This is a genomic window from Neobacillus sp. FW104-15D2 (genome assembly GCF_058790155.1).
Map to the genome: position 1 here is coordinate 20221 of NZ_JBYTCJ010000022.1, position 20692 is coordinate 40912.

Annotated in this window: 24 protein-coding genes, 1 riboswitch and 1 other annotated feature; of the genes, 15 read left to right on the plus strand and 9 right to left on the minus strand. The window is 37.2% G+C overall.

Annotated features, from left to right (window positions below; all coding sequences use genetic code 11):
• The first annotated feature begins 65 nt into the window (after window positions 1-65).
• A complete protein-coding gene (locus AC3WR0_RS16995; protein WP_492553418.1) occupies window positions 66-1040 on the plus strand; it encodes an NAD(P)H-dependent flavin oxidoreductase in 975 nt (324 codons plus the stop codon).
• A gap of 215 nt (window positions 1041-1255) precedes the next feature.
• Here the strand turns inward: AC3WR0_RS16995 and AC3WR0_RS17000 are convergent, their stop codons facing one another.
• Together AC3WR0_RS17000 and AC3WR0_RS17005 are read right to left on the minus strand one after the other, a co-directional pair.
• Entirely contained in the window at window positions 1256-1390 is a 135-nt protein-coding gene (locus tag AC3WR0_RS17000; RefSeq protein WP_492553419.1) for a BA3454 family stress response protein, read from the minus strand.
• Window positions 1391-1571: 181 nt separating this feature from the next.
• The gene (locus tag AC3WR0_RS17005) at window positions 1572-1802 is read right to left on the minus strand and encodes a hypothetical protein (protein ID WP_492553420.1); all 231 of its coding nucleotides are present in this window, start codon (window positions 1800-1802) and stop codon (window positions 1572-1574) included.
• A 236-nt stretch (window positions 1803-2038) separates the two neighbouring features.
• Window positions 2039-2275, plus strand: a binding site (T-box leader).
• 50 nt (window positions 2276-2325) lie between these two features.
• Here AC3WR0_RS17005 and asnS point away from each other — a divergent pair.
• From asnS to AC3WR0_RS17020, 3 genes are all read left to right on the plus strand, one after another.
• Window positions 2326-3717: an asparagine--tRNA ligase gene (gene asnS / locus AC3WR0_RS17010; protein ID WP_492553421.1), complete on the plus strand. Its 1392-nt coding sequence runs from the start codon at window positions 2326-2328 to the stop codon at window positions 3715-3717.
• A 322-nt stretch (window positions 3718-4039) separates the two neighbouring features.
• The gene (locus AC3WR0_RS17015; RefSeq protein ID WP_492553490.1) at window positions 4040-5008 is read left to right on the plus strand and encodes an STAS domain-containing protein; all 969 of its coding nucleotides are present in this window, start codon (window positions 4040-4042) and stop codon (window positions 5006-5008) included.
• A 26-nt stretch (window positions 5009-5034) separates the two neighbouring features.
• Entirely contained in the window at window positions 5035-5871 is an 837-nt protein-coding gene (locus tag AC3WR0_RS17020) for an STAS domain-containing protein (RefSeq protein ID WP_492553422.1), read from the plus strand.
• A gap of 92 nt (window positions 5872-5963) precedes the next feature.
• Here AC3WR0_RS17020 and AC3WR0_RS17025 read toward each other — a convergent pair whose 3' ends face one another.
• From AC3WR0_RS17025 to AC3WR0_RS17035, 3 genes are all read right to left on the minus strand, one after another.
• Complete coding sequence (locus AC3WR0_RS17025; RefSeq protein ID WP_492553423.1) at window positions 5964-6188, minus strand: MFS transporter; 225 nt, start codon at window positions 6186-6188, stop codon at window positions 5964-5966.
• Between the two features lie 199 nt (window positions 6189-6387).
• Window positions 6388-6645, minus strand: a complete 258-nt coding sequence (locus AC3WR0_RS17030) for an alpha/beta-type small acid-soluble spore protein (RefSeq protein ID WP_492553424.1) — start codon at window positions 6643-6645, stop codon at window positions 6388-6390.
• 455 nt (window positions 6646-7100) lie between these two features.
• A complete protein-coding gene (locus AC3WR0_RS17035) occupies window positions 7101-8582 on the minus strand; it encodes an amino acid permease (protein WP_492553425.1) in 1482 nt (493 codons plus the stop codon).
• Between the two features lie 102 nt (window positions 8583-8684).
• Window positions 8685-8877, minus strand: a riboswitch (Lysine riboswitch).
• Between the two features lie 306 nt (window positions 8878-9183).
• On the opposite strand from AC3WR0_RS17035, the gene AC3WR0_RS17040 reads away from it, so the two are divergent.
• The 3 genes from AC3WR0_RS17040 (at window position 9184) to AC3WR0_RS17050 (ending at window position 11934) form a co-directional block, all read left to right on the plus strand.
• Window positions 9184-9624: a MarR family winged helix-turn-helix transcriptional regulator gene (locus AC3WR0_RS17040; protein WP_492553426.1), complete on the plus strand. Its 441-nt coding sequence runs from the start codon at window positions 9184-9186 to the stop codon at window positions 9622-9624.
• Window positions 9625-10011: 387 nt separating this feature from the next.
• Window positions 10012-10830, plus strand: coding sequence for a YitT family protein (locus AC3WR0_RS17045; protein WP_492553427.1), 819 nt, complete (start codon window positions 10012-10014; stop codon window positions 10828-10830).
• Window positions 10831-11178: 348 nt separating this feature from the next.
• Window positions 11179-11934, plus strand: a complete 756-nt coding sequence (locus tag AC3WR0_RS17050) for a C39 family peptidase (RefSeq protein WP_492553428.1) — start codon at window positions 11179-11181, stop codon at window positions 11932-11934.
• 113 nt (window positions 11935-12047) lie between these two features.
• Here the strand turns inward: AC3WR0_RS17050 and AC3WR0_RS17055 are convergent, their stop codons facing one another.
• Window positions 12048-13286 (minus strand): ATP-binding protein, encoded by a 1239-nt coding sequence (locus AC3WR0_RS17055; RefSeq protein ID WP_492553429.1) that lies wholly within the window; start codon window positions 13284-13286, stop codon window positions 12048-12050.
• A gap of 97 nt (window positions 13287-13383) precedes the next feature.
• Window positions 13384-13806 carry a pyridoxamine 5'-phosphate oxidase family protein gene (locus tag AC3WR0_RS17060; protein WP_492553430.1) on the minus strand — a complete coding sequence of 141 codons (423 nt, stop codon included), beginning with the start codon at window positions 13804-13806 and terminating at the stop codon, window positions 13384-13386.
• Window positions 13807-13988: 182 nt separating this feature from the next.
• Between AC3WR0_RS17060 and AC3WR0_RS17065 the strand changes: the two genes are divergently transcribed.
• The 4 genes from AC3WR0_RS17065 to AC3WR0_RS17080 all read left to right on the plus strand — a co-directional run bounded on the left by AC3WR0_RS17065 (window position 13989) and on the right by AC3WR0_RS17080 (window position 17025).
• Window positions 13989-14669, plus strand: coding sequence for an exonuclease domain-containing protein (locus AC3WR0_RS17065; RefSeq protein WP_492553431.1), 681 nt, complete (start codon window positions 13989-13991; stop codon window positions 14667-14669).
• Window positions 14670-14835: 166 nt separating this feature from the next.
• Window positions 14836-15444, plus strand: coding sequence for a nitroreductase family protein (locus AC3WR0_RS17070; protein ID WP_492553432.1), 609 nt, complete (start codon window positions 14836-14838; stop codon window positions 15442-15444).
• Between the two features lie 128 nt (window positions 15445-15572).
• Window positions 15573-16724, plus strand: a complete 1152-nt coding sequence (locus tag AC3WR0_RS17075) for an acyl-CoA dehydrogenase family protein (protein ID WP_492553433.1) — start codon at window positions 15573-15575, stop codon at window positions 16722-16724.
• Between the two features lie 139 nt (window positions 16725-16863).
• Window positions 16864-17025, plus strand: coding sequence for a hypothetical protein (locus AC3WR0_RS17080; RefSeq protein ID WP_492553434.1), 162 nt, complete (start codon window positions 16864-16866; stop codon window positions 17023-17025).
• 59 nt (window positions 17026-17084) lie between these two features.
• Here AC3WR0_RS17080 and AC3WR0_RS17085 read toward each other — a convergent pair whose 3' ends face one another.
• The gene (locus AC3WR0_RS17085; RefSeq protein WP_492553435.1) at window positions 17085-17264 is read right to left on the minus strand and encodes a small, acid-soluble spore protein, H family; all 180 of its coding nucleotides are present in this window, start codon (window positions 17262-17264) and stop codon (window positions 17085-17087) included.
• Between the two features lie 156 nt (window positions 17265-17420).
• On the opposite strand from AC3WR0_RS17085, the gene AC3WR0_RS17090 reads away from it, so the two are divergent.
• The 3 genes from AC3WR0_RS17090 (at window position 17421) to AC3WR0_RS17100 (ending at window position 19006) form a co-directional block, all read left to right on the plus strand.
• On the plus strand, window positions 17421-17702 hold the full coding sequence (locus tag AC3WR0_RS17090) for a late competence development ComFB family protein (RefSeq protein ID WP_027319500.1): 282 nt from the start codon (window positions 17421-17423) through the stop codon (window positions 17700-17702).
• A 132-nt stretch (window positions 17703-17834) separates the two neighbouring features.
• The gene (locus tag AC3WR0_RS17095) at window positions 17835-18263 is read left to right on the plus strand and encodes a DUF4395 domain-containing protein (protein ID WP_492553436.1); all 429 of its coding nucleotides are present in this window, start codon (window positions 17835-17837) and stop codon (window positions 18261-18263) included.
• Between the two features lie 377 nt (window positions 18264-18640).
• The gene (locus tag AC3WR0_RS17100; RefSeq protein WP_492553437.1) at window positions 18641-19006 is read left to right on the plus strand and encodes a hypothetical protein; all 366 of its coding nucleotides are present in this window, start codon (window positions 18641-18643) and stop codon (window positions 19004-19006) included.
• A gap of 33 nt (window positions 19007-19039) precedes the next feature.
• Here AC3WR0_RS17100 and AC3WR0_RS17105 read toward each other — a convergent pair whose 3' ends face one another.
• Window positions 19040-19228 (minus strand): hypothetical protein, encoded by a 189-nt coding sequence (locus AC3WR0_RS17105; protein ID WP_492553438.1) that lies wholly within the window; start codon window positions 19226-19228, stop codon window positions 19040-19042.
• Between the two features lie 204 nt (window positions 19229-19432).
• Here AC3WR0_RS17105 and AC3WR0_RS17110 point away from each other — a divergent pair, with 204 nt between their 5' ends.
• Window positions 19433-20683: an MFS transporter gene (locus AC3WR0_RS17110; RefSeq protein ID WP_492553439.1), complete on the plus strand. Its 1251-nt coding sequence runs from the start codon at window positions 19433-19435 to the stop codon at window positions 20681-20683.
• Window positions 20684-20692 lie beyond the last annotated feature (9 nt).

The following is a 20692-nucleotide window of genomic DNA, read 5'->3' on the forward strand; positions in this document are numbered from 1 at the left end:
CACAGCTTTTTTTTAGGATATGCAATACGATAGGAGGGAATTGAAATACAAAATGTAAAGGGGTAATGAAATTGACTTTACCACAGCTACAAATAGGGCATATGGCTCCCAAGTTTCCTATCATACAGGGTGGGATGGGTGTAGGTATATCTTTAAGCGGGCTTGCCTCTGCTGTTGCAAATGCAGGTGGAATCGGCATTATTTCGGGCACAGGAATCTCAGTGGAAGAAATGAGAAATCATATTCGTTTGGCTAGAGAAAAAACAAAGGGTCTCGGTTATATAGGTGTTAATGTTTTGTTTGCCATGAATGACTTTGCAGAGAAGATGAAAGCTGCTTTAGAGGAAAAAGTTGATTTTATTATTTCTGGTGCTGGAATCTCCAGGGATATGTATTCATGGGGAAAAGAGGCCGGAATCCCGGTTCTTTCTATAGTCTCCTCTGCAAAGCTGGCCAGGATATCCGAACGGCTTGGCGCTGCAGCTGTAGTAGTAGAAGGATTCGAAGCAGGCGGTCATCTTGGAACTGACAGGCCTATGTTTGATATCCTCCCGGAAGTAGTGGAAGCAGTTAAGATACCTGTCATTGCTGCTGGAGGAATTCTGACCGGCTGTGACCTCGCTAAAGCATTGGAAATGGGGGCATCAGGTGTCCAGATGGGTACACGGTTTGTCGCGAGTGAAGAATGTGATGCCCCGCTTTCCTTTAAGCGTAAGTATGTTGAAACAAAAGAAGAAGATCTTGTACTTGTAAAAACAACCGTTGGCCTCCAGGGCCGAGCTATTCGAAATAAATTCACTGAAATGATCAGCGAGGAAAACAAGCTTAAAATAGCTAAGTGTCTCGATTGCTTGAAAAATTGTTCTTACCGTTTTTGTACTCTTGATTCTTTAAAGGTTTCACTTAGTGGAGATACGGAAAACGGATTAGTGTTTGCTGGTTCCAGAGTGGCAGAAATCAAGGACATTCTTCCCGTTAAAACAATAATCGAGCGGATCATGCGGGAATACAGTCAGGAAAAGTCGCAAGTTGTATTTTAAAAGTGGAAGGTATGTTGATTAGGAGTGGTAATAAGCTGCTGCTTTAAGGGAAATGGAAGAAGTTTTATGGAATATAAAATAGGTAGTGATTGAATTCCAATAAAGTTAAATAGCAATAATTAAACATAATGAGCGGCTCTCCCTAGCGGGAAAGCTGCTTTCTATATGTATTGAATAGTTTCCGTTGTTCCACGGAAACTATTTTACACCGGTAATTATTTTCTCCACTGGCGTTCAACCTGTTGGTGGGCCATTCTCGTAATTTCTTCCTCCGGTGTGTGTTTAGGTGCTATAACATTAGTCAGGTAGTTTTTTCCCTCGTAATTTACTTTAATATTCACTTGAACCATTTTAATCTTCCTCTCATGATGATTTTAATTTGTTGTGTATAATTTATATACCAACTGCAAATTAAAATTAAACCTGTAGCCATCAAATGATTGTCGACATTTATTTACATAATGAAGGACCTGGGTTTAGGTTTAACCCAGGTCCTTTTTTACAGGCGATTAGGAAATTGGCCTTTTGTTCTTAAACCTCTACCATTAAAAATTCTTCAGCAAATTTCTGCAATTCCATACGGTTTGACTTATGTTTTTTTGCTGTTAATTCAGCCTTTCCAACTAATGTACAGGTCAATGAATCCTTTTTTAACTCTCGGATGGATATGTCGCCATTCAATAATTGAATGGCCAGATCTCTTACATGTTGATTCTCTGAAGATTGATACATGATAAATGCAATACAAGTTAATTTATCCACTTTCATCTTCCTCCCTTTGCGAATCAAACGTGTGTTCCTTGTGTAATTTCGACGGTAGCTCCCCAATTTCCTGTAAAAAATCTAATTTTTTATAATAAGAGGTATGATTATGGAATAAAATCTTGTAAAGAGGGATTCCTTAAAGGATTTTAGAGAAATTTATAGTGAAATATTATCGCATTAAGTTGAATCTTGTTTAGTGAATATGTTATTTTAGATAGTGATAAAAGGAATACATAAAAACGATGAAGAGGAAAGTAATTTTTGCTGTAATCCATAGCGAGTCGGGGATGGTGGGAGCCTGATGAGGAAGCGCAAATGAAGAACACCTCTGAGTTTCCATCCGAAAAGGCATTCCCAGTAGGCATGGACGTCACCGGCACGTTACGGGCTGGAAAGCATTATTTGCTTGCAAGCTGGCCTTTTTAGGCAATTTGGGTGGTACCGCGGAACTTAAACCTTTCGTCCCTTTTATACGGGATGGAAGGTTTTTTATTTTATAAATGTACTAGGAGGAAGCTATATGAAGAAAACAGTCATTAAGGACTTATACAGAAATCAGGAACAGTATACAGATCAAATGGTCACTCTATCAGGCTGGGTTCGAACTGTTCGGGACTCTAAAACGTTCGGATTCATCGAATTAAATGATGGAACCTTTTTTAAAAGTGTTCAAATTGTATTTGACGACCAGATGGAAAACTTTAAAGATGTAGCAAAGCTTTCTATAAGTTCTTCTATTACAGTAGAAGGAAAATTTATTTTGACTCCACAAATGAAGCAGCCCTTCGAAATTAAGGCTGAAAAGATTAGTATTGAAGGTAATTCGACTTCTGACTATCCTTTACAAAAGAAAAAACATTCATTTGAATATTTGCGGACAATTGCCCATCTTCGTCCAAGAGCAAATACTTTTAATGCCGTGTTTAGAGTTCGCTCGCTTGCTTCCTATGCTATTCATAAGTTTTTCCAGGATAAAGGGTTTGTAAATGTTCATACGCCAATTATTACTGGCAGCGATACTGAAGGCGCAGGGGAAATGTTCAGGATTACCTCACTTGATTTAGATAATCTTCCCAAAAACGAAGACGGTAAAGTGGATGTTTCAAAGGATTTCTTCAACAAAGAAACAAATTTAACAGTTAGCGGACAGCTTTCTGCCGAAACATTTGCCCTTGCATTTAGAAATGTGTATACCTTTGGTCCGACTTTCCGTGCTGAAAATTCAAACACTGCAAGGCACGCAGCTGAATTCTGGATGATCGAACCTGAAGTGGCATTTGCTGAACTTCCCGATATAATGAATTTGGCAGAAGAAATGGTTAAGTATGTTATTGGCTATGTACTAGAGAACGCTCCTGAGGAAATGGCTTTCTTTAACAGCTTTATAGAAAAAGGCTTGCTTGATCGTTTAAAACTTGCTCATGATGCAGATTTTGGCCGAGTAACATATACCGAGGCAGTGGAAATTTTAAAGAATGCCGGAGAGAATTTTGAATATCCGGTAGAATGGGGAACAGATCTGCAAACAGAACATGAACGCTATCTTTGCGAAAAGGTTTATAAGCGCCCAGTTTTCGTGACGGATTATCCTAAAGAAATTAAAGCTTTTTATATGAGAACGAATGAAGATAATAAAACTGTTGCTGCTACTGATCTTCTGGTACCTGGCATTGGTGAATTAATTGGCGGAAGCCAGCGCGAAGAGCGTGAAGATGTATTAAAAAGCAGGATAGACGAGCTCGGAATGAACATTGAGGACTATTGGTGGTACTTGGAGCTTCGCAAATATGGTGAAACGAAGCACTCTGGATATGGTCTTGGATTTGAACGTTTAGTCATGTATCTGACAGGAATGTCTAACATTCGCGACGTCATTCCATTCCCAAGGACAACCGGAAACGCTGAATTTTAAGCAATAAGATTAGTTTAGGTCACCTTCAAGTTTTTGGTGACCTTTTCTTATTTGTCTTTTAAAGAATCCGGCATAGAACTCGCAAAACCTATATATTTTTTCTTTTTTAAACAGTGGGTGCTCTTTTTAAGGGAATGTTATAAAGAAGTAGCGGAAAGTCTATCAGTAGACATTTATAAAAGTAGGATGTACATTATTAAATAGGAAAAAAGGTATAGCTGGCTGAATAGCTTGTTGTAGGAAGGGGTTATTTCGATTGAGCAATAGTACAAGCGAAAATCGCTATGAAATAAAGGTGGGGGGGTTAGATTTTAAATGGGATATGGGGGAAGGACTATTTTTATTCGAAAATGATGATTCAGTCCTTTTTTGGATTTCCTCAGCAATGAAGACCTTTTTTGATACAATTGAAGAAGTATCCGGAGAAGATGCTGCAAGCGTAGTATTAGAAACAACCGGATTTCGGCAAGGATTGGTAGTAGGCGAATATTTTCGTAATCTTAAAGGGGTTAATGTTATAGAAGCTTCGGCTCTTATTCCACATACATACGCTTCAGCAGGCTGGGGAAAAGCCAAAATCCTCGATTTAAATCAAGAAGCATTTACAGTTACAGTTAGAATGCAGGACAGCTGGGAATATAAAATAAACAAAGCACAAGCGAAGGAAAAAGGCGGAACTTTTCTTGCGGCTCACTATGCTGGAATTTTTACAGGGTTATTTGGAAAGAACATTTGGTTTGACGTTAAAAAAGACCAAGTAAATGGCGATGAATACAGCCTGTTCGAATATTCTCCATCTTCGGTTACCGTTTCGAAGAATATTCACCAGCTCGCAAGGAAAAAAGAATCGGAACATATTCGAGAGCTGGAAATATTGGTAGAGCAAAAAACAAAGGATTTGCAGGAACTCATTAAGCAAATATCCTCTCCTATTATTCCCGTTCTTGAAGGAATCGTGGTCGTGCCTCTAATTGGTAAATATGATGAAAGCAGATCTGAAGATTTGTTAGTAAAGACACTTAATAATTTACCAAAATATCAGGCGCAATTTTTAGTGCTGGATCTAACCGGCCTTGACCAGGAAATGAGTGGTTATAGTGCAGAGTTTATTCGTAAGCTCGGTGCAGCAGCATCACTAATAGGCGTTGATACCATTTTGGTCGGTATTTCTGCTGAGTTGGGGAAAAATATGACAGAGTCTAATATAAATCTATCGAAGTTTCCTTGTTTTCATTCGCTTCAGCACGGGATTTACTATTCCTTGGCACAGGTTGGCCGGAGAATCATATAAACATCAAATACCTAGGAGGGTATTTAATGCATAGAAATCAATCTTTATTTTTGTATATGGAAGAGCATGCAACAGATATTAGCAGTGAATGGTTTGAAAATATCGAGGATTCGGATGCGATGTCTGTTTATGCTTCTAGTAATTCTCATGTTGTTAAAATACTAAGAGAGCAGAACCTTGATTTTGTTCTTCATTTAAACCGGATTTTTATTGAAGAAAAGTCACAGTTTTTCAAAACTTTTAATGAATGGATTGTTATGATAGCCAGTGATCCAGAACATATGAAAACACCCATCCCTAATGTTATACGTGAATTCGTGCGGGTTAGGGATGTGTTTTTAAAATATGTTAGAAACTTTATCAATGAAAACAAAGAGAAGATAGAGCGGTCAATAGCTGATTTATGGAATGAAATGATAATAAAAGCTTTTGATGTTGCTATTCATCGGTTTGTGGAGGAAGCTTATAAAATTTCCAACAGGCAGCTAGTGGCCCAGCAGGAAATGATCAATGAACTTAGCTCTCCAGTTATCTCTTTGAATGATGACAGGGCTCTTCTTCCGTTAATAGGAGACATTGATACAGCTAGGGCTAAAAGGATATTAGAAAATACCTTAACGCAATGCGGTGAAAAGGGAGTCAAACACTTATATATTGATTTATCCGGTGTGGTAATGATTGATACTATGGTAGCTCATCAGATTTTTCAATTACTTAAAGCCCTCGATTTAATTGGGGTTGCATCTACTATTTCAGGCATTCGTCCAGAGATCGCTCAAACAGCTGTCCAGTTGGGACTATCTTTTGACCGTGTAACCATAAAGTCCACACTTGCTAATGCATTGTCTATTACAAAAATATAAAACGAAGGATCTCCACTGCAGGGAGATCCTTCGTTTTTATATTTTTTAACAGGAAAAAGCCCGCCGTAAAAGGCGGGCTTTTACATATAACCTTAGATTCTTTCCCGCTTGGAAGATATTTCATCCGCAAGACTAAGAAACATCCCAAATCCAAAGAATACCATTGATGCAATGATGACCCCAATACCAAAAACAGAAATATAATAGTTCTCATTGTAACCGCTTGCAAAAAGGCTGCCAAAAAAGATGACTAACCCAATTAAAATACCAATGGAAGCGATTTTCTTACCTGCTAAGGCTGGTCTCATATGGTCCATAATAACATCCCCTTTTACTGAATATTCTACACTTTGACACAAATTTGTCAAATGTTTTGTATAAAAGGTTTCCAAGATGGGCAAAAAACTTGCTTTTTTCAAGTGAGCTTTCTTGGCGGGGGGAGGGTTATGGGATTTAAAAGCGGGTAAAAATGAAAAAAAGGAAGCAAAGATTGGCCTCCTCATAATGGATTGTAATTTATTGATTATTTTTATTTAAATTTTCCTTTGCCATTTTGATTAATTCACTAACCATTTGGCCTCCGAGTCTTCCCCCTGTTTTTCCCGCCTGACGGGCTGTAAGAAGACCGTTATAACCGTGCTCTAATGGGACACCTACCTCTTTTGCTATTTCAAATTTTGCTTCTTCTGGCTTGCTAGTTTCAGCTATCTTAGCCTTTAATTCATCCATTGCTTTTCGCGATTCCGGAACGAGTAATTTCCTTTTTCTGGACATGATAATCCCTCCTATAATTAAGATAACCCATTTTGCTTATTCGATTCTTAAAACACCCGAAAGCTTATTAGGTTCAAGGGATTTAACTATAAAAATAGAATACAATCTTTTAGAGGGGGATATATTTGCGAATTAGAAACATTTTGTTTCTAGTGCCAGAAATAAAATAAAATGAACAAGACTTGCTAATTTTTCGTTTTCAAGCTGAAATCAAAAAGTTTCGCATTAACGGAAATTTATAAAACAGGAAATGAGATTCTAGATATAGAAAAGGAAATGAAAAATGGAGAGACTGGGGGTGAAAAAGATAACCATGCAAGAATAAGTTTTTATGTAATCACAGGATATAAAACAACAAGGGAAAAACGAAGATGAGCTTTGGACCTACTCTATAAACAGTAGAAATAAAAAAAGCTGCCCCAGCGGAAAGAGTACCGCATAAGACAGCTTTTAACTTAGTTTGAAAGATCGCACTCTTCCAGTTTAACAACCTTTGTTTTCTTAACAAATTTATAAACAAGCCAAGTTACAATAAAGAGAGGAAGGCCAATATAGGAAACAAGAACACCATTCCAATCGATATGGTCACCCATAAATGCTGAGTAGTTTTGTCCCAAGACTACAATTGTACAAAGAACAAAAGCAAATATAGGACCAAAAGGGAACAGCAAAGCTTTATATGGCAGGACATTTAGGCTTTTACCTTGTGCAACAAATGCTTTACGGAAACGATAATGACTTAGGGCAATTCCAAGCCAGGCAATAAAACCTGACATTCCAGAGGCATTAAGCAGCCAAACATAGACTTTGCCGTCACCGAAAAGTGAAGCAAGGAATGCCACTGTGCCAACAAGAGAAGTTACGATTAAAGCATTAACAGGAACTCCGTTTTTATTCAATTTACCTAGAAATTTAGGAGCTTTTCCTTCACGCGCCAAATCCCAAAGCATTCTGGTTGAAGCATACATACCAGAGTTTCCTGCTGAAAGTACGGCAGTTAAAATGATAGCATTCATTACAGATGCGGCAAAAGCAATACCTGCTTTTTGGAAAACCATTGTAAACGGACTTACTGTAACTTCACCGCTTGCCAGGTTTGGATTTGTATATGGTATTAATAAACCAATTACAAGGATGGCAAGCACGTAAAATAGAAGAATACGCCAGAAAACCTGTTTTACAGCCTTTGGAATGCTTTTTGTTGGATCATCACTTTCTCCAGCTGCTACCCCAAGCAATTCAGTTCCCTGGAACGAGAAGCCTGCTGCCATAAAAATACCGAGCATAGACATAAAGCCACCGTGGAATGGTGCATCAGCAACTGTAAAGTTTTTAAATCCAACAGGCGCATGACCGCCCATAATTCCAAAAATCATTAAAAATCCTGTAATAATAAAAATGATGACAGTGACTACTTTAACTAAAGAGAACCAATACTCAGCTTCACCAAAACCTTTTACAGAAAGATAGTTTAAGAGAAACATGATCACTAAAAATATACTGCTCCAAATCATAGAAGGTGTGTTTGGAAACCAAAATTTCATGATCATTGTGACAGCAGATAGTTCAGCGGCAATAGTTATAGCCCAGTTGTACCAATAATTCCATCCTAAAGCAAAACCAAGTGATGGATCTATAAATTTGGTAGCATATGTGCTAAAGCTTCCAGCAACAGGCATGTAGGCTGCCATTTCAGCAAGGCTGGTCATTAGGAAATAAACCATTATTCCAATTAGAATATAGGAGAGAAGTGCTCCGCCCGGCCCGGCTGTGTGGATAGCTCCGCCACTTGCCAAAAATAGACCAGTACCAATAGTCCCGCCTAAGGAGATCATGGTTAAGTGTCTGGACTTTAAGGAACGCTTTAACTCAGATGTTCCTTTTTTAGATTGTGGGAAAGCTGATGATAATGTTTTTTCCTTGTAAGATGTCTGCATGAAAATCTATACCCCTTTTCTAGATGTTGCGGAAGGAGTCGGGAATATAAAAATGCCCTCGAAGCAGATTCGACGGCATATCAGTACCCCGCATCATACCTTCCGAAAGATAGCACAACACGTTTGGCTGGTAGGGCACAAACGTGACAGTTCTGTTCCTTTTTGGAAACAGCCCCAGCTTGTCCTTGCAGAGAACAAAAACAAACTTCGGCAACTCTTCCTTTCAAACGGAGTTTTAGATTTTCTCTGAACCTCGTCCGTTTTACTAATAAAAGCCGCGACCTCTACCTCATCGGTTGATGAGGATTTAAAGTTATTAAGTTAGTATAGTTTTAAAGTATAATTAAAAACAGAAGAATGTCAATCCTTTTTTGGCTAATCAGAATTTATATCCCTAAATTCTGAACGCACGACGGACAGGAAGTCCTAGTCAGGCGAAAGGTACAGGATGTACCGATTTGAGCGTGATAAGTAAAACTAGGGCATCCGCCAAAGGGACTTGGCGAATGCCAAGTTTTTCTAATAAATTAGATGCGCTTATACCAGAATTAACTTTATATCAAAATAGTTATTCTTATTGAATTTGCAAGGAGGATGGAAAATGAACCAGAATAGGGAGCTATATAATTTAGTAAGGGATGTACATCATCTTCTTCAAAGGGGCATTGATAAAGAACTAGAATCTTTAAATATTAGCTTTGTTCAGTTTGGGGTCATTCAGGTTCTATCCCGTCTTGGAAAAGCTACGATGACAGAATTAATTGATGAAATTGGCTGTGCACCAAGTAACATGACTACTATGATTCAGAGATTGAAAAGGGATGGTTATGTCAAAAAAGAAAATCACCAATCCGATCAGAGAATAACACTGGTATGTCTTACAGAGAAAGGGGAACAAGTAAAAGAAAAATTCAATGCCCAATATGAAGAATATTTGAGAAAAATATTCGGATTTCTTGGGAATGAAGAGCGTATTAGACTTCAATTGCAGTTAGGATATATAAAGAATCAATTAAATACTTTATCAGGGACGGAAACATAAACGGGTTCCCGTTTATTTCCGCCTTATTTCATATACGAAATAAAAAATATTATTTAATTCATATATGAAATTTTTCTGTTTAATTAATTTCATATATGAAGTTAATCTGTAATAAATTCTCTGAGAGAAAAAGAGAGAAACCAGGTAAAGTACATTGTCTTTCAATTTCTTGGGTACCTTAAAATTTGAACTGAAAAACCACGGTTTCTTTTTGCTTAAAAAGTAATTCTTTAGTGAAGGGATGCCAGTAAGGAAATTTGGAGAGATAGTCCTTTGTTTAAAGACAGACTAATTTAAATTATTTTAAAAAACTATTAAATTTACTTAGAAAGGGATAATCAGTATATTTTATAAAAAGAAAAGTCTGTTTGTATCAGGAGGACACTTTTGATGAGGTTGCTTAGATTATTATTTGGATCAATAATTATTATACTTGCTTTTAATTTATTTTTAATACCTCACAAAGTGATGAGCAGCGGTATGAGCGGCGTATCAATGATCATAGCGATGGTTTCACCGATCAATACAGGTGTTGCTAACTTCTTGCTTAATTTTCCTTTATTAGTTATTGGATATTTGAAACTCGGAAAAAAGTTTATTGGGAATACCCTTTTATCAGTCCTGATTATTTCTGTAGGCCTTTATTTTGTTCCTGTGCAGGCAATTGTCCAGGATAAAATTTTGTCATCCATTTTTGGCGGGGCACTTACGGGATTGGGTGTTGGTATCGTATTTCGTTCCTCAGGCTCAACAGGGGGATTTGATATTATTGGCATGATGGTTTCGAGGAAAAAGGATTTTCCACTTGGAGCTCTTCTATCTGGAATGAATGCAGCGGTAATCATTTTAAGTGGCTTTCTATTTGACTGGGATCAGGCACTCTACACACTTGTATCCATATTTATCACTGGAAAAGTGGTTGATGCCGTGTATACTCATCATGTAAAACTGACTTTAATGATTATTACCGAAAAAGGTGATGAAATAAGGGAGAAATTTATCTCAAAGGTTTATCGGGGCTTAACTGTAATGGATGGTGTTGGAGGATTCTCAAATGAGAAGAGAAGCATTTTAATTGCAGTCATTTCACGCTATGAACTCGCTGAAGTTAAAAACATAATAGAAGAGGTAGACCCACAAGCTTTTGTGAACATTACAGAAACAATAGAAGTAATGGGGTTGTTTCATAAACCAAGTCCACAATAGGGAGGAAGCCACGGCTTCCTCCCTTCTTATTTTAAAATACTCCGCACAATGGTAGAATGGCAAAAGCAAATGGCATCCTTGAAAGGCTTTTGTTCGTCCAGCTATTCCCCTTGCTCTTTTAAGTAATACTTATTTATTCCGCAATAAGAATAGCGAATTCAAAATAAATCCATTAGGAATATAATAATTGCATAAACTTCCGGTGTGATTTACTAAGACTTAATTCAATAAATAACCAATTTATTTAGCTTGAAAGAAATTACCAAGCCTTAAGTTTGGCAATTTCTATAAAACTTTTAATATAATAAGATATTGAATAGATAGACAGTAAAAGCAGTGAGGTAAAAAATGAAAAAATATACAAAAGAAATCCTTTTGGTTTTTATGTCAGCCAGTATGATATTGTCTGGCTGCAGCGCACTCGATTCAAATTTATTAAAGCCTAAGCAAATTGAAGCTCAAGCAGATATGATTCCAGTTAAGAAAAAGGTTATTGCTCTAAAAGAGAAAAAACTCCCGCCGCTCCCTGATCACATTATTTTGGATGTTCCTTTATTTAAGCAAATGGAAGCTCCGCGCCTTTATAATGGATGCGAGGTAACCAGTCTCGGAATGATGCTTAAGTTTCATGGCTATCAGGTAAACAAGAATGAATTAGCCAGAAAGATTAAAAGAGTTCCCCTGAATATTGGTCAAGGATTAAAGGGAAATCCCAATGAAGGTTTTGTTGGGGACATGGAAAATGGTCCAGGGCTTGGTGTCTATCATGGACCCATTGTAGACTTAGCCAGACAGTATGCAGGCGATAAAGTTATTGATTTAACGAACAAGCCGTTTTCGAGCGTACTTGATAAAGTAGGACACGGTTTTCCCGTTTGGGTCATTATAACCACAAGCTTTGCTCCTGTTAATGTTTTTCAGTCCTGGAAAACACCACAGGGGACCATTAAAATTACTTTCAGCCAGCATAGTGTCGTAATAACTGGCTATGATAAAGACCATATTTACATTAACGACCCTTACGGATATAAAAACAGAAAGCTGGACCGGGAAAACTTCAGAAAAGCCTGGGAGCAAATGGGCAGCCAAGCGGTATCTTTATAAAAGAGTAAGAGACAGTTGCTGGGATGTCAGTATCGAGTTATTAACAAGTTTAAAAATGATGGTTACTAAACGAGAAAAAAGTCCGCATTATGCCGGACTTTTTATTTTGCTAGTTAAGAGACAGTTTCCTTAAATACAAGAGTAAATTTGGTGCCTTTATTGATTTCGCTGTCAATTTGTACTTTCCCTTTCATTCGTTTAAGTATATTAAAGGAAATCATCAGGCCTAGGCCTGTCCCTTTGGTTTTCGTAGAATAGTAGGGGAGTCCAAGCTGATTAAGCTGTTTCGTGGACAAACCAATACCTTTATCCTCAATAATAATTGAAACAAAACCATTCTGAGACTGGCATTTAATGATTAATTCCCCTCCCTCTGGCATTGCTTCAATACCATTTTTCATTAGGTTAATAATTAATTGCTTAAATTCAGTAGGGCTGCCCTCAATATTGGCACCATCCTGAATGTTGGATTGGATATCAACATTTGCAATGGTTGAATAGGGCCGCATAAATTCTACAGTTTCTTTTAGAAGAGATGAAGCATTCAGAATTTCAAAATCACTTCCGGAAGGCTTGGCCAAGGATAAAAAGTCATTTATTATGTTATGGGTTCTATCAAGTTCATCAAGTGAGAGAGATACGTACATAGTTTGTTCGGAGGTTAGATTCTTTTCATCTCTCATTATTTGCATGAACCCGCGAATCGTCGTCATGGGGTTTCTTATTTCATGAGCCAAGGATGCAGCTAGCTGGCTGATGGCATTCATTTTTTCAGCATTTTGCAGCTGCTCAAGCATATATACTTGAAGCCGGGTGAGTTCAATAAAGTATATAATGGCACACAAGGCTGCAAAGGAGATAATAGTAAACATCAGCACATAAAAAGAAGCATCTAATTTGCCAGTGGCAATGAGGAGGATTAGACGTGAAAAGGAGATTAAAATGTAAAATAAGCTGGCAATGCCAATTTTTTTGGTAATTTTGTATTGATGGTACTTTCTGGTCAAGATAAATAAGGGAATCGAGATGATCAGGTAATTCAATAAAGAAATAGGGATCGTGTTAGGTGAATTGACAGACTCAAATAATACTATTGCGGCGATGCTGAAAACACCTGGTTTTGGCCCTAAATATAGAAAAGTAACAAAAACCGGGATAAATTTCAAATCAAATGAAAGGCCATCCGAGATTTCAACAGGAAAGGACATGGTTAAAAAAGTGGTTAATATAAGAATTCCAAACAAGGATAACCGAAAAACCTTCTCAGCTTTCCCGATTAATAATGTGCTTGCAAGCGGGATGATCATCATAAGAAAAAAGTGTAAAAGAAGTTCTTCCGAAAACTGTTTCATTATCGTCCCCCCGATATCCTTGTCTATAATCGAATTATATCAAAAAAAGGAGGTAAAAATAGGATAAAAATTGAAAAAAACGCCAAAAAAAGGCGTTTTATAGTTTCAGGATTTCTGGTTCCAGCCCCTTATTATTCATTAGTCTGATTAATGAAGGCTCGATATGGAGGACAGTATAACTTGGGTCATCAGGACCTTTAAACCATTTCTCTAAGTACTCATTCCATAATTTATTTTTCATTTCCGCTGAGTCGTCAACTGCAGCCTTACCTTCAATTTCAAGAAATGAATCTCCGAATCCCTCTCCATCATAGCCGAGTAAAATGTGTACGTAAGGGTTTTTTTCAATTTCTTCAACCTTATGGGTTTCTTTGCTAGTTGCTGTATAGAGTGTTAGACCTTCATGGAAAAATGTCATATAACGGGAATGGGGCTTGCCTTGCTGAACAGATGCGAGTGTTCCGACTTTATTCTCTTGCAATATTTTTAATACTTTCTCTTTAAGTTCACTGTTCGTCATCTAAATATCACTCCTTTACTAATAATCTCTTTTATTATTCCTCCAAATGAGAGCTCTAAACGGAAGGATGTGTTCTATTTTGCCTTAGTGGGTGAAAAAAATCGTTTGATTAAAATAAAATGTGGTAGTATGTAAAAAAAGAGAAAGAAGTTTATGAATAATAATTAATTAGGATGATAAATATGGATAAAAATAAAAAAATCGGGTTAATCGTTGACGTAGAGACCACTGGTCTACGCCCCGGAGCCGATGAAATGATCGAATTGGCACTAATTCAGTTTGCTTATCAAAAGGATACTGGTGAATTTCTGGAAATCTTAGATCAGCAATCATTTTTAAGAGAGCCTTTGTCAAGTACTTCAAAAAGAAATTATTCTTCTGCATTTAAAATACACGGTATCCCTTTCAGCGATGTAGAGGGAAAGGTTTTTGACGATCCAAAAGTTAAAGACCTTCTTAGAGATTCTGACTCTGTTTTTGCCCACAACGCTTCCTTTGACCGAAGTTTCTTATATCATATGTATCCCGAGATAAACGATCTTCACTGGTACTGTTCTATGAGGAATGTTCCTTGGAAAGTTTATGGATTTGAAAACAGTAAGCTTCTTACATTACTTCAGGCTCATGGTATTACAAAATATCAGTCGCATCGGGCTTTGGATGATATAACTAATTTAATGCATTTATTAAAAAAGGAAAGCCCTTCTGGTTCACCTTATTTAAAAGAAGTAGTTTCTAAAAGGCCAATGAGAAAGTACGCCCCTCAGCCTAAAACCTCCGGTAAGTGGAAATCATATATAAAACAAACTGCTGATGAAACAGGGGCTGCTTCGGAACGTTCGCAATACAAACGAAAGTTTTAAATTCCTTATACATAAAGAATTTTTAAGTACTTGCCCTGATGGGCTCTTTTTTTTGTCCAGATCAATATAAGCAGATAATTGGACATAGCCATGAAATTATACAAAAATAATAAAGTTATTCTATATACAAATAATAAGAAGGAACAGCATAGAGGAGGTAACATCAATGAAGGATTTATTCCAAGTAATCGAAGAAAGAAGAGCTGTTAAGGTTTTTAATCCAGATGAAAAGATATCAAAAGAAGAACTTACAGATATTCTGGAGCTTGCTGGCAAGGCACCATCAGCATGGGACCTACAACACTGGCATTTCTATGTATTTCATGACCAGGAAGCAAAGGATAAATTATTTAAACTTGCCTATAATCAAACGCAAATTCGTGATGCGGCTGCAACTATTGCTATTTTAGGCGATAAAGAAGCAAACAAGAATTACGAACCTGTTTTTGCACCACTTGTAGAGGCTGGGGCATTATCTAAGGAAATCTATAATGCATTAGCCGGCCAGATTGAGGGCGCTTATCAAAGAGAAGAATATCCACTTGTAGCTGCACATCACAATGCCGGATTGGCTGCCATGCAGTTAATGCTGGTTGCACAAGCTAAGGGGTGGGATACCTGCCCGATCGGCGGATTTGATCATGAAGGTTTTATAAAAGAATTTAATGTTCCAGAACGTTATGTTCCCATTATGATCATTCCTGTTGGGAAAAAGTTAAAGCCTGGCCGTCCTTCGCCACGCCTGGAAATCAACAAATTAACCACATGGATTTAATATAATAGGGAGTGTTCCATAAAAGGGACACTTCCTTTTTATTGTGCTTATCATTTCTCAGCTTTAATCTGAACAGGTATAATTTAGATAATTAAAGGACCCGGAAGGGAATAGTTAGGAGACGGCACATGAATTTTCTTTCTGACAATACACCTCAAGAGAGATTTAATTTAATAAATACCCTTAGTAAAAAGTTTAAAGAAAGGGCATCTCTTACGGATGAATCTGGATCATTTCCATTTGAAAATATCCAGGATCTAAAAGAATCAGGCTATACTGCTTTGACTGTTCCAAAAGAATATGGAGGCGAAGGTATTTCATTATATGAAATGCTGAAGCTGCAGGAAAGAATAGCGGAAGGAGATGGATCGACTGCTCTTGCCATAGGATGGCATATGGGTATTATCAAAAATCTTGGAGAAAAAAGGTCCTGGAATAACGAAAAATTTACCTGGCTTTGTGAAGAAGTAAAAAAAGGGGCTTTGATAAATAGTGCAGCTTCAGAACCGCAAACCGGAAGTCCTACAAGAGGCGGGAAACCTCAGACAACGGCCCAAAAGGAAAATGGCCATTGGATAATTAATGGAAGAAAAATCTTTACAACCATGTCACCAGTTCTTGACTATTTTATTGTAAGTGCATCCGTTGTAGAAACCGGAGAAACTGGAAACTTCCTAATTCCCCGCTCTGCACAGGGACTTGAAATAAAGGAAACATGGGACAGCATTGCCATGAGAGGCACCGGGAGTCACGATTTAATCCTAAACAATGTATCGGTACCATCTGATTATTTTGTTGAAATCCTTACTCCAGGTAAAAAAGGGGCTAATGGTTGGCTGCTTCATATTCCTGCATGCTATCTTGGAATAGCAGAGGCAGCTAAAAAGTATGCAATCGAATTTGCAAAGGAATATTCACCAAACAGCATTAAAGGATCTATTATTGATATACCTGCAGTAAAACAAAAAACGGGTGAAATGGAACTGTTATCTGTCCAATCCTCACATTTCTTATATTCTGCTGCTCGCCAATGGGATGAAGCTACTGAGGAGGAAAAGCAGACAATGGGACCATTGCTGGGGGCAGTCAAACTGTCAGTCACTAATTCAGCAATAGAAATAGTGGACATAGCTATGAGAATCGTTGGGGCAAAAAGCTTATCTATCAAAAATCCCCTTCAAAGATATTATCGGGACGTTAGGGCAGGGCTTCATAATCCGCCTATGGACGATATGACAATTCTCTCGCTTGCCGAAAAAGCGATTTCGTCAATCGATTAAAAACCTGGTTTAAACATAGTGAACAGCAGAGAGAAGGATCAAGCGGAATGGAGGACATTTTGCTGTTGAATCTGTCGGAATTAAAACGTGTAATCCCGGTTAAATTGGTCACCCTATTTTTATAAGGGGTGATTGAAACATGCCAAGAGGAAAAGAATTAGAACAGCTGCCTATGGCGAACATTCTGCCTGGAGCGGGAATGGACCACAGTGCCAAAAACCGGGATTCTTTAAGTGGAATTGCTAGGAAAGAACAGCCTGAGCCAGCTGATATTGATAAAGAAAATGAAGATATGGTTTGAAACATGTAAATATGTTGGAATGAAAAAGGGCAGGCTGAACGGCCTGCTCTTTACGTTTTTTACTCTTCAACTAATTCATTTATTTCCACAGTAGACCGCTCTTCAAGAGGTCCGCGTAAATGGACTGTAGCTGTTCTGCCGTCTTCGTTCAACTGATCAATCCAAACTGAGGTTCCATTATATTTTACTACAATATCAGCAGAGGAAGATAAAATTTGTTTTACTCTTCGTTCATTCATCTCTGATCACTCCATTTCCCATTTTCGTTTTATTTTTCTCAAAAAAAGAACTTTTATTCTGCCAAAGGTAACAACCAATTACGAAAAGCTTGTGATAAAATAAAACTAGAAGTATTCAGCTAAGAAAAATATTCTACATACCTGGAAGTGGTCAAAATGGAAAGAAACTTAATTAATGTAATGGAAGAAATCGTTACTACCTTGGTGAATGTAGCAATGCTAAGTCCTGATTATCAAACTTTCTGCCCTTGCAGTAAGTGCAGGAATGACATAATTGCTTTAACCTTAAATACCCTTCCAAGCCATTATGTTACAACAGAACACGGAAGAAAATTAATTTTCGAACAGCTAAATACAATGGAAAACCGAAAATGGATTAACAAGAGAATAATTAGTGCCATACATACGGTGGGAAAGTTCCCAATGCATGATCGCTAAATAGAAGAAAGCCAACCTTTGGCTTTCTTTTTTTTCGTTTAGTAAATTCTTTGAACATAAAACTTCACATAATATAAAAAATGGTATAGAATAAACAAAACATTTAATTCCGATTAGACAGGTGTGAAAAATATGATTTCTAATTCAATACCTCAGCCATTAGTTCGAACTAATCAATGGTTTCTCGTATTGTGTGTACTTGCAGCATGGATAACAAAACAGGAATGGATCCTTGCGATTCCACTTTTTGCCGGTATCTTGGGTCTGGCCATTGATTTTAATCCGGTCATGCGGTTTGCAAAGCTGTTTTTAAAGAAAAAACCAACTGAATATATTCCTGAAGATCGTGATCAGCAGCAGTTTAATCAAGTAATTGCTGTAATATGCCTTGCTGGCAGTTTAATAAGCTTTTTCCTAGGCTGGGACATTGCAGGTTATGTTTTTTCAGCCATGGTTGCTCTTGCTGCAGGCGTTGCTTTAATGGGATTTTGTATTGGCTGCTTTATCCGTTTTCAATGGAAACAATATCAATATAGACAGTCGCTTAAGAAACAGCTCTAAAAACGCGGCCGAGTTTAAAAACAGCACTTCTTTTCAGAGTGCTGTTTTTATTTTGCTTAAAAAAAGGACTTCTAAAAAGGGATCACGACTATCTTTTCATTACACACTAGTGTGTTTTTTTTGCCATATATCGTAAGGGTATATTATATAGAAGGAAAACGTTCACAAACCATAAAAAAACCTTTTAATCTCTGAAGCCCTTCATGGTCTTATGCTTATAAACCTATTCATAAATATCAAAAGTTTTTAATTTGTACTTTTATTCACAAATTGACAAAAAAGGTTCATAAACAATGTGCGGAAATACCTAACAAAAATCTTAAAATAGAAATGAGAGTAATAATAAATGAAAAGATATTTAAGGAAGGATGATTACTTTGTTAAATCAGGATTTAAATACAATAATCAGTCAAATGGAATCCTTGGATCACCATGAAATAATACTAAAAGAAACTAGTAAGGTATCCGAATTTTCCTATCATTTACTTTCAAGAGAAGAGTTCTTCACAGGACAAATTGGCTATAGGATTGATCTGGAGGGTAATCCTTTAACGGGTATGAAAGAAGGGGAGTGGAAAGATGATTGGGTTGTCATTGGTTATGAGGAAGGAGAGGGTGATCCATTATTTATTGATTTGTCCAATGAAGTTCATCCGGTTTTGACCACCAAACATGACCATGGCTGTTGGAAGCCCAACATTCTGTTTAGTTCCTTTAATGATTTTATCGAAAATATATCTTAATAAACGAAGGCTGCCATACTTGGCAGCCTTCGTTTATTTTTCGTACGGGTAATCAATCGTATTTCCGTTTATTGTGCCCGGAGATTGAGGATCCTCTATACTTTGCATGTATTTTTCAAATTCTTCCTGAACCGCGGGAGGTGCTCCAGGCTTTAAATGCCAGTTTCCAGGATCGGCAACAAAATAGGGACTTTTTGTAAACTCCGGTTCAATACTTGGCATAATTTTCACCTCGATTCTATTTGTTATTTTTCCCCATAGGGCCAATCATTCAAACAAAATCAAACTTTTAAAATAGTTTAAAAAATAAGGAAAAAACTTATTGCGCATCATATCCCAGCGGGAGTATGATATCTATTGGTAAATAAGTGAATAAATAGGCAAGTCCATACGGATGAGAAATTCTGCAGAGAGAAGATGACAGCCATGTATAGTGAAAACGATATTTTACGAAATGAAAAATATAGCATTAAAAACGGGATAGCTTCAACTATTGTTCTCAATATAAGCAATAACTATTTTACTTTATTCGCAATAGGAGTCCTTGGAGCTTCGAACTACCAAGTTGGCCTGATTAATTCACTTCCGCAATTTATCGGTATGTTTGCAATGGTTATCTGTTCCTTTCTCATGAATGGATTAGCAGAGAAGAAACGCTTTACAGGCTACTCAATTCTTTTTACTAGGCTTTTTCTTTTGCTTATGTTTCTTGTCCTTTATATACCATTAGAATATAGAAACTGGACATTTGTTATCCTCGTAGGATTGATGAACTTCCCTGGTTCCTTTGCCAATCTAAGCTGGCAATCCTTTATAGGGGACTTGGTTCCCGATAACAGGAGAAGCGGTTTTTTTAGTGACCGGAACCGTGTATTAACTATTGTGGGTATGATAACCACTTTTATTGTTGGCATTGGTCTGCAGCTATTCGATAAAGCCAACCCGATGCCATATAAAATTTTATTCCTAGCTGCGTTTATATTTGGAGCAGTGGAAGTATATTATTTAAACAAGCATACTGAACCGGTACGAAAAGTTAAAAAGGAAAACAAAAAGGAGTTCAAACTTCTGGATTGGAATGCATTCAAGGATAAACGATTCGTATATTTTCTAATATGCAGTTTGTTTTTTAATTTTGCCTGGCAGATGGCATGGTCACTATTCAGTATTTATCAAATAAAAGATGCTCATGCTACAGGCCTTTGGATTAGCTTGTTTAATGTTGCGAATCAGGTTGCCCAGATCGTAAGCTTCCGCTGGTGGGGGAAAATGGCAAATAAACACAGCAATTCAAAAATGCTCTTTTATTGTGCCCTTGGAATGGCTACAGCTCCTGTTCTTAACATCCTTTCAGATAATCTGATATACTTGGTTATTGTGAATGCAAGTTCCGGCCTGTTTGTTTCGGGAACAGTCTTGCTCCTATTTAATCAGTTACTCGAAGTGACAAACGAACAGAATAGGGGAACATATATTGCAAATTACAATATTTTATTAGCTATAGTTGGTTTCATTGCACCTCAATTTGGGGTATTTCTTCTTGAAACAAATAGTATGGATTTTGCTATGACGATCTCGAGTCTTCTTAGAACTTTAAGTGCCATACCTTTTTATTTTTTGTTTCACTACATGAAAAAGAACGGGCTCCAAAAGCCTAAGCCAGTTACTGATTTCTAAATAATATAA

Bases quoted from the DNA above. Each gene is read 5' to 3' on its own strand.
- AC3WR0_RS16995 (WP_492553418.1), top strand. From the start codon at position 66: ATGAAATTGACTTTACCACAGCTACAAATAGGGCATATGGCTCCCAAG.
- AC3WR0_RS17000 (WP_492553419.1), bottom strand. From the start codon at position 1,390: ATGGTTCAAGTGAATATTAAAGTAAATTACGAGGGAAAAAACTACCTG.
- asnS (WP_492553421.1), top strand. From the start codon at position 2,326: ATGAAGAAAACAGTCATTAAGGACTTATACAGAAATCAGGAACAGTAT.
- AC3WR0_RS17015 (WP_492553490.1), top strand. From the start codon at position 4,040: ATGGGGGAAGGACTATTTTTATTCGAAAATGATGATTCAGTCCTTTTT.
- AC3WR0_RS17020 (WP_492553422.1), top strand. From the start codon at position 5,035: ATGCATAGAAATCAATCTTTATTTTTGTATATGGAAGAGCATGCAACA.
- AC3WR0_RS17025 (WP_492553423.1), bottom strand. From the start codon at position 6,188: ATGGACCATATGAGACCAGCCTTAGCAGGTAAGAAAATCGCTTCCATT.
- AC3WR0_RS17030 (WP_492553424.1), bottom strand. From the start codon at position 6,645: ATGTCCAGAAAAAGGAAATTACTCGTTCCGGAATCGCGAAAAGCAATG.
- AC3WR0_RS17035 (WP_492553425.1), bottom strand. From the start codon at position 8,582: ATGCAGACATCTTACAAGGAAAAAACATTATCATCAGCTTTCCCACAA.
- AC3WR0_RS17040 (WP_492553426.1), top strand. From the start codon at position 9,184: ATGAACCAGAATAGGGAGCTATATAATTTAGTAAGGGATGTACATCAT.
- AC3WR0_RS17050 (WP_492553428.1), top strand. From the start codon at position 11,179: ATGAAAAAATATACAAAAGAAATCCTTTTGGTTTTTATGTCAGCCAGT.
- AC3WR0_RS17055 (WP_492553429.1), bottom strand. From the start codon at position 13,286: ATGAAACAGTTTTCGGAAGAACTTCTTTTACACTTTTTTCTTATGATG.
- AC3WR0_RS17060 (WP_492553430.1), bottom strand. From the start codon at position 13,806: ATGACGAACAGTGAACTTAAAGAGAAAGTATTAAAAATATTGCAAGAG.
- AC3WR0_RS17065 (WP_492553431.1), top strand. From the start codon at position 13,989: ATGGATAAAAATAAAAAAATCGGGTTAATCGTTGACGTAGAGACCACT.
- AC3WR0_RS17070 (WP_492553432.1), top strand. From the start codon at position 14,836: ATGAAGGATTTATTCCAAGTAATCGAAGAAAGAAGAGCTGTTAAGGTT.
- AC3WR0_RS17075 (WP_492553433.1), top strand. From the start codon at position 15,573: ATGAATTTTCTTTCTGACAATACACCTCAAGAGAGATTTAATTTAATA.
- AC3WR0_RS17080 (WP_492553434.1), top strand. From the start codon at position 16,864: ATGCCAAGAGGAAAAGAATTAGAACAGCTGCCTATGGCGAACATTCTG.
- AC3WR0_RS17085 (WP_492553435.1), bottom strand. From the start codon at position 17,264: ATGAATGAACGAAGAGTAAAACAAATTTTATCTTCCTCTGCTGATATT.
- AC3WR0_RS17090 (WP_027319500.1), top strand. From the start codon at position 17,421: ATGGAAAGAAACTTAATTAATGTAATGGAAGAAATCGTTACTACCTTG.
- AC3WR0_RS17095 (WP_492553436.1), top strand. From the start codon at position 17,835: ATGATTTCTAATTCAATACCTCAGCCATTAGTTCGAACTAATCAATGG.
- AC3WR0_RS17105 (WP_492553438.1), bottom strand. From the start codon at position 19,228: ATGCCAAGTATTGAACCGGAGTTTACAAAAAGTCCCTATTTTGTTGCC.
- AC3WR0_RS17110 (WP_492553439.1), top strand. From the start codon at position 19,433: ATGTATAGTGAAAACGATATTTTACGAAATGAAAAATATAGCATTAAA.